The organism is Neorhodopirellula pilleata (assembly GCF_007859915.1).
Lineage (GTDB): Bacteria > Planctomycetota > Planctomycetia > Pirellulales > Pirellulaceae > Rhodopirellula > Rhodopirellula pilleata.
The window spans coordinates 1-9,796 of the sequence record NZ_SJPM01000049.1 but is presented as its reverse complement, the minus strand read 5'-3'; the positions used below and the strand labels follow the sequence as shown (position 1 = coordinate 9,796).

Below are 9,796 nucleotides of genomic sequence, written 5' to 3'. Positions count from 1 at the left end.
CGAGCGAATTACCAAGTGGTATGCCGCGCGAAACGAGCGTCAAACGGGAATCGATTGGCAGTTCACGACCGCAGACGCTCGGATCAAATTAAGACGCCTCTACCCGAAAATTGAGCTGCGATAGACTACTAGTGCTTCGTGGGCAAGCGGGAAAATCGGCATGGTTTCACAGCCGCAACGCTCCTTGAGCCAAATTCGTGACGAAGTCAGCGGAACACTGAATTGCGTTCCTGCGTCTTACCGGTAAACTCACGGCTGGAAAACTGGGTAAAACTCCCAGTCCTTTTTGCCCGTCATTCCGGTGCCTTCCCCCCTGCGAAATTCATGGCCGAACTGAACCACGAATGTGGCGTTGCCGCGATCTATCACCTTTCCGGCCGAGGTCGCAGTCCGATCTGCACCGATGACGGCCCTCGACAAATTTCGCGGCTGCTGCCGCGGATGCTGCTCGACATTCAAAACCGCGGTCAATTGGCCGCTGGTATGACGACCTTCGATCCTGATCGTCCTGGCTTGCTCAAGACCCTCAAGGATGTCGGCACCGTTACCGAAGTCTTTCGTTTAAACCACCGCGCCAAAGCCGAAGCGCTGATGCAATCGCTCGCCGGGCGGGCCGCGATCGGTCACGTTCGCTATGCCACTTGCGGCGAAGATGACAAGTCTTACGCGCAGCCTTTCGAACGAAAACACATTCACAAACGCAAGTGGTTTAGTTTCTGTTTCAACGGCCAATTGGCCAACTACACGTTGCTCAAACAGAACCTGCTCGCCGACGGCGATCATCATTTAACGCTGGACACCGACACCGAGATTATCCTTCACGAGTTGGCCAAGATCCTATCCGAGGCCCCGCATAAGCTCGACTGGATCGACGTGCTACGTCAAGCCACTGCGAACTTCGACGGGGCTTACTCGTTAGCATTGATGACCGCCGAAGGGGAGATGCTGGTCGCCCGTGATCCCTTGGGCATCAAGCCGATGTGTTACATCCACGAAGGCCCGTTGTTTGCCGCGGCGAGTGAAAGTGTGGCATTGTTGAACCTTGGCTTCGAAGCCGACCAGATCAAATCGCTCGCGCCGGGTCACGCGATCTTGATCGATCCGGAGAACGGATTGCGGATCGAACCGTTTGCGAAACCGCAATCACCTAAGCATTGTTTCTTTGAATGGATTTATTTCGCGAACGTCGCCAGTACGCTCGACGACCGAAGTGTGTACTTGTCGCGAACGAACTTGGGTCGTGAATTGGCGGTCGCCGAACGGGCTTTCGGGCGCGTTCCGTTGGACGACCCCGACACGATCATCGTTCCGGTACCCGACACCAGCAAAGCGGCCGCCGACTCGATGGCGTACGAGTTATCGATTCCGTGCCGCGAGGGTTTGATTCGCAATCGTTACGCCGGACGAACCTTCATCGAAGGCGGCCGAGCCCGGAAAGCTAAGGCGGCGGCCAAGTACACCCCGTTGCGGGAGGTTTTGCAGGGCAAACGAGTCATCCTGGTCGAGGATTCGATCGTTCGCAGCACGACGATGAACGCGTTGCTCGATCGCATCCGTGACGTCGGTGGTGCACGCGAGATTCACGTCCGTGTGGCATGCCCGCCGATCGTCGCGCCGTGTTTCTACGGCATTGACATGAGCACGATCGATCAATTGATCGCGCCCAAGTATTTCTCGCTTCAAGGCGAGTTGACTGACGATTCGCAACAACGCCTCGCCGATGATCTCGGTGCCGATTCGCTGCGTTACCTTCCTGTTGATGCGTTGGCCCGGGCTATCAATCTGCCTTCAGAGAGCCTGTGTCAGGCCTGTGTGACGGGGCATTATCCGACACCGGTCGGTCAGCACCTCTATCAGATTGCGTGCGACAACCGCGGTACCCAACTCAACAGTCAGCGGACGTATGAACAACTCGCGGCGGTCGTGGAGACCCCATGAGTGAGTCGCCGACCATCGTCGAGGCATGGGATCCGTCGATCGAGCTGAATCGACGCGCCGGCGACTTGTTTCAACACGCGGTTTCCAGCTCGCTGGAGTTGCGTTCCGAGGTCGTCAACATCGGCGGCGCGACGCTGTTGGATGCCGGTTCGGGGTCCAACGCGAAATCTCGCCCGGGACCGCTCGGTTCGTTGGATGCGGGCGTCGTATTGGCCAAGTTATGTTTGGGGAACATGGCAAGAGTTGAACTGGTTGCTGCCGAATCGGACATGTTGGTCGATCAAGCCGTCATGGTCCGCACGGACCGGCCCGTCGAAGCGTGTTTGGGTGGCCAGTACGCGGGTTGGCCGTTGTCGGTCGGCAATTATTTTGCGATGGCGAGCGGCCCGATGCGGATGCTTCGCGGTCGTGAAGAAATGCTCGGTCATTTGGGTTTGTCATCGACTGATCGCGATTCGCAAACCGTCGCGGTCGGCGTATTGGAATCGGATCAACTTCCCGGTGAAGAGGTGATTGCATCGATCGCCGAAGATTGCGGCATCGGCACCGAACGTTTGCGTTTGGCGATCGCGCCGAGCACGTCGATCGCCGGTTCGGTGCAGGTCGTCGCCCGCAGCATCGAAACCGCCTTGCATAAACTTCACGCACTGGATTTCGACGTCACGAAAGTGATCTCCGGCACCGGCATCGCCCCGCTTCCTCCGCCCGCCAAACCTGGTGACACGATCGGCGGTATCGGACGCACCAACGATGCGATGTTGTACGGTGCCAAGGTGACAGTGTGGGTGGATGCCGACGATGCATCGATCGATCAAGTTGCGGCGAAAGTCCCCAGCAACACTTCGGCGGATTATGGTCAACCGTTCGCGAAGATTTTCAAACAATACGACTACGATTTCTATCGAGTCGATCCGATGTTGTTCAGTCCGGCGGTGGTTACGATGGTATCGCTGCGGAGCGGCCGGACGTGGCGATGTGGCGGGTTGAATCGCGATGTGCTCGCGGTTTCGTTCGGGATGGACACCTGAGTGTCCGCCGGAAGCATCGACGCGAGCGTGGATCGTCGTGCCGCCGATCGCGCGGCGGGCGGATCGAAGCCGAACATCTTGGTACTCGGCGGTCGCCAACCTCACGATGATCGCTTAGGTTGGCATTTGGCCGAACTCGATCGTGCCGCGCGGCGACGTAACGCCTCGTTGACGTTCGCCGATTACGAATCGATCAACAGTCGCGTCACTGACCAAGGACCGATCAACCAAGTCGTCCCGCGTGAACCACACTCGCCGGAGATTGTGACGACGGAAGTCGCGAGCTTTCAAGCGCAGAGTTTGGTAAACGGTCCGCTGTCTCGCTACGACGCGATCTTGACGCGAACGATGCCAGCCGGATCGTTGGAACAGATCACCTTTCGGTTGGCCACCTTACACGATGAGTATCACTGCCGAGTCTCCAATGCTCAGGCCGCCTCGATCGTCAACCCGCCACGCGGTTTGGAATTGGCGATCGACAAGTACGCCACCTTGGCCCGAGCCGCTCGGTTGGGAGTTCCCGTCCCGCCGACCCGGGTCGTGCAATCGAGGGCCGAAGCGATCGAAGCGTTCGAGGAACTCGGTGGCGACGTCGTCGTCAAGCCGATCTTCGGCGGTGAAGGCCGTGGCGTCATGCGGATTCGTGAGTTCGAGTTGGCGTGGACGGTCTTTTCGACTTTGGAACGCGTCGACGCGGTCTTGTACGTCCAACGTTTCATTCCGCCGGGCGGCGTCGACGTGCGGTTGTTGGTCATCGGCGATCAAATTCACGCGATCCGCCGCACCAGCAGTGGCGACTTCCGCACCAACGTCAAAGCGGGCGGACGTTCGGAGAACATCGCGTTGTGCGAGTCGTGGCGGTCGACGGCTCGTACCATTTGCGACGAGTTCGACTTGCGTTTCGCGGCCGTGGACTTGATCGAATCGAATGATGACCCGGCGTTCTTTTTGGTCGAGGTCAATGCGATCCCCGGTTGGAAGTCCGCTCAATCGGCGCTCACGATCGACATCGCCGATGAGATTGTTTCTTTGCTTCTTCAACCGGTTGCACGTTCATGACGTCCACGGATACGAACCATGCCTGCAGCGACGAACGTCCACGGGGACCGGCGTGCGGCAACGTGGCGGACCGGCTGACCAAGATCGCTCAATTGTTGCCCGGCGCGATCGCGATCGCCGAGGTCGCCGGGCCTGCCAAGAACGACGGCACCGACCGCGATTACGCGTTGACGACGTTCAAAGCCCTCGATCAAGGCAGCACCACGATCGCCAGAGGTCTGACCGCGTGGGGCATTCGACCCGGCATGCGTTTGGTCAGCTTGGTGCCGTTCGGTGCGCAGTTCATCGAACTGGTGTTTTCGCTGATGAAGGCCGGCGCGACGGTGGTGCTGATCGATCCCGGTATGGACAAGAAGCATCTCGTCAATTGCATCGCCGAGTTGCGACCGGACGGCTTCGTCGGCATCCCCAAGGCTCAAGCGATTCGAACGGTGCTGCGGCATCGGTTCCCGCACGCGACATGGAACGTAACCGTCGGCAGAAGATGGTTCTGGGGTGGCAAGACATTGGCTCAGATTATCGAGTTAGGCAATGCGAACGCCGAGATGACCTTACCGAGCGTTCAAACCGACGATGAAGCCGCCGTGATCTTCACCACCGGCAGCACGGGGCCGCCCAAAGGAGTCGCTTACACGCACGGAACCTTTCACGCGCAGATCGACCGAATTCAAACACGTTACGACATCCAGCGTGGGTCGCGTGACTTGGCGTGTTTTCCATTGTTCGGTTTATTCGACGCGGTGATGGGTGTGACCACGATCATCCCCGACATGGACCCGACACGACCGGCCGACGTGGACCCCCGCAAATTGATCCAAGCGGCTCGGCAATGGGAAGTTGATCAAGCGTTCGGATCTCCAGCGTTGTGGAAGACCGTCACGCGTTGGTGCGAAGCCAACGCGATCGGCCGCCCGTTCCCGACATTGAAACGGGTGTTGTCCGCCGGCGCTCCGGTTCCAGCGGCAACGCTCGCGAGTCTGCGGAAGTTTGTCCATGAGGACGCCAACATTGAAACTCCCTACGGTGCCACGGAGGCCTTACCGATCGCGTCGATCGAATCGCGGCAAGTGATCGCGGAAACGGGACCGGCGGCAGGGAAAGGAAAAGGTGTTTGCGTCGGAACTCGATTCGCGGACGTACGCTGGAAGGTCATCGAGATCGGCGACGGACCGTTGAAAACGATTGATGAAGTGAACGAGCTGCCGCAAGGAAAGATCGGCGAATTGATGGTGACCGGACCGATGGTCACCCGTCGCTACGTGACCCGGCTCGATCAAAACGACGTGCATAAAGTCACCGACGGGGAATCGATTTGGCATCGCATGGGCGATGTCGGTTACCTCGATTCACAGGATCGATTTTGGTTTTGCGGACGCAAAGCCCACCGCGTCGTGGGGACCGATCGGACGTTCTTCACGATTCCCTGCGAGGCGATCTTCAACGCTCATCCGCGCGTCGAAAAGTGTGCCTTGGTCGGACGAGGTCGCCCAGGCGAACAAACGCCCGTGATCGTCGTGCAGCCGACCGACTTGGCGATCGCGCGAGATGCCGCTTCGAGTGAGGAGTTGATCGCGGAGCTGAAGGGATTGGCGATCCGCAATCCGCTGACCCAGCGGATCGAAGACTTTGTGATCCGCGCTCAACCCTTGCCGGTGGACATCCGGCATAACAGCAAGATCTTTCGCGAAAAGCTATCCGCCGAACTAACCAATTCCGGCTAAGCATCGCGTGAACAATCAGTGGCATAGGCTTCCAGCGTTTTTATACCCCACATCTTTTTTGACCCCCACGAGCTCGTCTCGTGGGTGAATAAGGTTGGCAAGCTAGACAACGACGCCCCCCCAACCTTCCGATTTTTACTTGTGCTCGCCGCTTCAAGCGGCGAGCACAAGTGAAAATCGGAAGGTTGGGCGAATTGCGGCTCGTGCCTAGCTTGCCAACCTCGGCTTCCTGCCAGACGAGCTGGCAGGGGAGCAATCCATGAGGACTTGTGGGGTATAAAAAGGCTGGAAGCCTATGCCACTTTAATGCGGCAGTTAATGGTCACGCGATGCTAGGGTGCGATCGATCCGGTCGAGCGTCTTGGATTTACCTAAGATGTTCAGCGTCTCGAACATCCCGAAACCACCCGCTGCACCCGTGGTTGCCACTCGCAACGCGTGGATGATGTCGCCCAGTCCGATCGACTGGTTCTCGCAAAACTGGTGAACCGAGGCTTCGACCGATGCGACGGAAAAATCGTCGACGCCTTCGAGGTGGCTTCGCAATTGTTTCAGCAGCGGAACGGCGTTGTCGGGCTTTACGATTCGTTTTTGATACGCTTTGTCGTTGATTTCATAGTCGTCGACGAAGCAATAATCGAAATCGATGATGTCACCTGCCATTTTCAAACGATCGCCAGCTGCGGCGACGACGGCGGCCAAATGATTTTCGGATTCGTCATCACCCTCCGTCACCCACCCAGCGGCGATCGCGAACGGTCTCACTCGTTCGGTTCGCTGTTGGTCGGTCAAGGCCGCAAACGCATCTCCCTGGAACGAACTCAACTTGGCCGGGTCGAACGACGCGGGCGCCTTGTTGACTCGTTCGATTCGGAACAGCTCGATCATTTCTTCGACGGTGAACTTTTCGCGTTCACCATCGAGCGACCATCCCAACAACATCAAGTAATTCAGCAGCGCGTCGGGCAGGAAGCCGACCTCGCGATAAAAATCGACTAAGACGGGATTGAACGTATCGTCGTTGGTCGTGATTCGGCAACGAGACGCGATCGCCTTGCCGCGGTCCATCAGGTTGGCGAAGTCACGGTTTTTAAGGTACTTATCAAGCTTGCGTTTGCTCAGCTTGGCGGTGCCGCCGGGTTCGGCGACGTAAGGGAGGTGCGCGTAAACGGGCAATTCATAACCGAGCGATTGGGCGATGAAGATCTGTCGCGGGGTGTTCGGCAAGTGTTCGGCGGCCCGCACGACATGCGTGATTTCCAAGGCATGATCGTCGACAACGCTGGCCAAGTGATATAACGGGCTGCCGTCGGCGCGGGCGATGACGTGATCTGGTTCACCGGCCCAATCAATGACCACTTCTCCTCGGATTAAATCGTTGATCACGCATTGACCCTCGCGGGGCATTTTCAACCGCACGACGCCTTCGCGGCCTTCGGCTTGGAACTTGGCCACGTCGGCGTCCGATTCGGCCATCCAACGGCGGTCGTAAACAAAATTCTCGTTGTTGTCCCGGGCGGCATCGCGGAGCGTTTGCAATTCGTCGGGTTTGGCGAAGTCCTGATACGCGTGGCCGGATTCGAGCAACCGGGCGATCGGTTCGCGGTAAAGATCACCGCGTTGGGATTGAAAGTAGGGCCCGTGTGGCCCGCCGACCTCGGGGCCTTCGTCCCAGGTCATGCCCAGCCATTTGAAACCGTCCAGGATCGGCTGCAGCGCTGCGTCGACGTTGCGACCGGCATCGGTGTCGTCGATCCGCAAAATGAACTGTCCGCCGGATTGTTTGGCGAGCAACCAATTGAACAGAGCGGTGCGAACCCCGCCAATATGCAGGTATCCGGTCGGGCTGGGGGCAAATCGAGTTCGAATCATGGGAAAACGGGCAAAATCGGGGTGGAAAGATGGAGCGAGATAAGATGAACCGGATCGTGCCGATCGGCTAGCCCCTGGTCCACCAGTGCTTCCGAAACTCTTGGCGAGTTTCGCCACATCAGTTATCGCCGCGTTCGGTGTGTTTTGAAAGCAATGGAGACAAGCCCGACGCGCGACGGGTTGCTGATTTAATCGTAACCCGCTGCGTAAGCGAGGGATGAGTCAATATCAATGATCCCTCGCTTACCGGGCTGTTGTTGATTGAATTAGCCGTACCGCGTTAGCGGCGGTTTCCACGGCCGTTAACCGGGGCTAACGCCCATCGGCTAATGGTTGTCAATCGGTATACGACTAAATCAACAGCCCGCTACGCAGCGGGTTACGAAAAGTGCGACTTAAAAACTCACGAGTGGGGTTATGATGCAGACTCAATCAACACGCTGGCGAGCGAGGGAATTGGGTGCAGGCACACTAATCGGTGACTAGGTCATCGCAGGCAGCCTATCTTTCTTGGATTGTCGCGTGTAGTGGGTTCCTGGGCGAGCCGCAAAGTGGTCGGCAAGCTCGCTGCCGTCGCTGATTACGGCGGCTCGCAGATGCAATATCGCATCTCCCGAGGGCCCGTCATTCCAAAACTTCTCGGTTCCTTTGACCCGGTGGTTGATCTCCTTGACTTGCGACTCGATCAGGCAGCTTGTCGTCGGCAAGCCCGCCCGACGGTAGGCAGGATAATTCATCCGTGAAACATTCTTTTCCAAATACCCGATCGTCTCGGAGAGCTTCCCGCGTGGATCGTCTTCGTGGGCCTGGTCGTCGGCCTCGCCGCGATCAAGCTGCTCGGCTCGCAACATTCCAATCACTTCAGCGACGTCCCCGCACCAACACAGTTCGATCCATTTGCTGCAAGTCTGCCAAGCCTCATCAGCATCCTCAAAGAGCACCCGGCTCAGTTCGTGCAGTCGTTCGATCGGATGAATGAAGTCCAGGATCGGCGTGAACGATTCAAAGTGCGTCTGCTGAATCGTCCAGTTGTAAGGCAAGCCATCGCCCAAGAACGCACGACGTGTAGCACTGTAGAACCCACGACGCTCCGCTTCGGCGCTCATCATTTCGCCGAAACGCTTGCTGCTATCAAGCGACGACAAGCAAGTCCGAACCAAGCTCACCGGACGCCATGAAAGATCTGGTTTGGGAGATTCGGCGATGTCCGTTCGTTTCAAGTCGGTTGTTCCATGCAAGAGTCCCGCCATCTGTTTTGGGCTGGTAAAACACGAGGGAAGCTCCGGATGCGGATCGTCCTCGAAGGTCTCCCCGATCATTCGGTAGAGGCCTGCGTTCTTGCTCTCTCGCCAGTGGGGATCATGCACGCCACTGCCGCGATTGATCGTGCGAGTTTGCATCCGTCCACCGTCGACTTGGGCGACCGCCAATGAGACCGCGGGCTCGGCAACGAGGGGCTTGGTCGTGATCGGACGAGCGATGTGAGCATCGGTCACCCGATCGCGAGCTTCTTTGAGTTCGCCACCGATCAGGACGGTCTTGTTATTGATCGTCCGCTGCGAGATGACGAGGTCGGTCAATAGTTCAAACAGTTTTGCCGCGATCGCGAACGATCCAAATGAGGCTCCCGCAGCGACGACTCGCTCCAGGACCGCTGGTGAGTATTCACTTCCGTCGAGCCGAAGGTTGATTCGCTGAGGGAAAAAAAGAACGCTCACAAGTAACGCATCGAAACTCAGGTTCGGAGAGATCGGCGGTCCCGTCGCGTGTGGTCAGATTCCGATGTTTCACGCTGGGCATGCACTGCTTGCCACACCCGGGACAGGCCCTGGCGGCGTCGAATCTTTCGGCCTGCTGACGCTGCACGGTCTGATCAAATTCGGTGGCGGTGAGCTTACCAATTTCGTGACCGAGGTCTTCGATCTCGGCCCAGGTTAACTCGACCGGTGGTCCGTCTTGGCCATAAGTCTCTGCACTGACCATGCGGCCGAGTTCCTGCATTTTGGCGAGCACTTCGGGAGAGAATCGGGCACGACGCTTTTCGACAGCTTCTGACATGATGAGTCCTTCCTAGACTACGGGGCCTATCCAACTTCAGCCGATCTTAGCGTCCTGGCTGGAAAATCGCCCTCCCAATTCTCAAACGTCATCCCAACGCCGATTAGCGTGCCTGCACCC

At 58.0% G+C, this 9,796-nt stretch carries 7 protein-coding genes; 4 read left to right on the top strand and 3 right to left on the bottom strand.

All coding sequences use genetic code 11. The features are described 5' to 3' along the window. Positions 1 to 324 precede the first annotated feature (324 nt). Genes Pla100_RS29940 through Pla100_RS29925 form a run of 4 tightly spaced genes read left to right on the top strand, consistent with a single transcriptional unit; the run spans position 325 to position 5,746 of the window. The gene (locus tag Pla100_RS29940; protein ID WP_146583022.1) at positions 325 to 1,938 is read left to right on the top strand and encodes an amidophosphoribosyltransferase; all 1,614 of its coding nucleotides are present in this window, start codon (positions 325 to 327) and stop codon (positions 1,936 to 1,938) included. Beyond that, positions 1,935 to 2,966 (top strand): methenyltetrahydromethanopterin cyclohydrolase, encoded by a 1,032-nt coding sequence (gene mch / locus Pla100_RS29935; protein WP_146583020.1) that lies wholly within the window; start codon positions 1,935 to 1,937, stop codon positions 2,964 to 2,966. Before Pla100_RS29940 ends, mch begins: the two co-directional genes overlap by 4 nt. Continuing rightward, the gene (locus Pla100_RS29930) at positions 2,967 to 4,025 is read left to right on the top strand and encodes an ATP-grasp domain-containing protein (protein ID WP_231603810.1); all 1,059 of its coding nucleotides are present in this window, start codon (positions 2,967 to 2,969) and stop codon (positions 4,023 to 4,025) included. It abuts the gene before it with no gap. After that, positions 4,022 to 5,746, top strand: a complete 1,725-nt coding sequence (locus tag Pla100_RS29925; protein ID WP_146583018.1) for a fatty acid CoA ligase family protein — start codon at positions 4,022 to 4,024, stop codon at positions 5,744 to 5,746. The genes Pla100_RS29930 and Pla100_RS29925 overlap by 4 nt, the downstream gene beginning before the upstream one ends. A 315-nt stretch (positions 5,747 to 6,061) precedes the next feature. Here the strand turns inward: Pla100_RS29925 and gltX are convergent, their stop codons facing one another. The 3 genes from gltX to Pla100_RS29905 form a co-directional block, all read right to left on the bottom strand. Beyond that, entirely contained in the window at positions 6,062 to 7,618 is a 1,557-nt protein-coding gene (gltX, locus tag Pla100_RS29920) for a glutamate--tRNA ligase (protein ID WP_146583016.1), read from the bottom strand. A 482-nt stretch (positions 7,619 to 8,100) separates the two neighbouring features. Then, positions 8,101 to 9,336, bottom strand: coding sequence for a hypothetical protein (locus Pla100_RS29910; protein WP_146583014.1), 1,236 nt, complete (start codon positions 9,334 to 9,336; stop codon positions 8,101 to 8,103). Next, positions 9,284 to 9,676 carry a hypothetical protein gene (locus Pla100_RS29905; RefSeq protein ID WP_146583012.1) on the bottom strand — a complete coding sequence of 131 codons (393 nt, stop codon included), beginning with the start codon at positions 9,674 to 9,676 and terminating at the stop codon, positions 9,284 to 9,286. Before Pla100_RS29905 ends, Pla100_RS29910 begins: the two co-directional genes overlap by 53 nt. Positions 9,677 to 9,796: the final 120 nt, after the last annotated feature.

Excerpts from the sequence above, each read along its gene's own strand:
- gltX (WP_146583016.1), bottom strand. The coding sequence starts at position 7,618 with ATGATTCGAACTCGATTTGCCCCCAGCCCGACCGGATACCTGCATATT.
- Pla100_RS29925 (WP_146583018.1), top strand. The coding sequence starts at position 4,022 with ATGACGTCCACGGATACGAACCATGCCTGCAGCGACGAACGTCCACGG.
- mch (WP_146583020.1), top strand. The coding sequence starts at position 1,935 with ATGAGTGAGTCGCCGACCATCGTCGAGGCATGGGATCCGTCGATCGAG.
- Pla100_RS29905 (WP_146583012.1), bottom strand. The coding sequence starts at position 9,676 with ATGTCAGAAGCTGTCGAAAAGCGTCGTGCCCGATTCTCTCCCGAAGTG.
- Pla100_RS29940 (WP_146583022.1), top strand. The coding sequence starts at position 325 with ATGGCCGAACTGAACCACGAATGTGGCGTTGCCGCGATCTATCACCTT.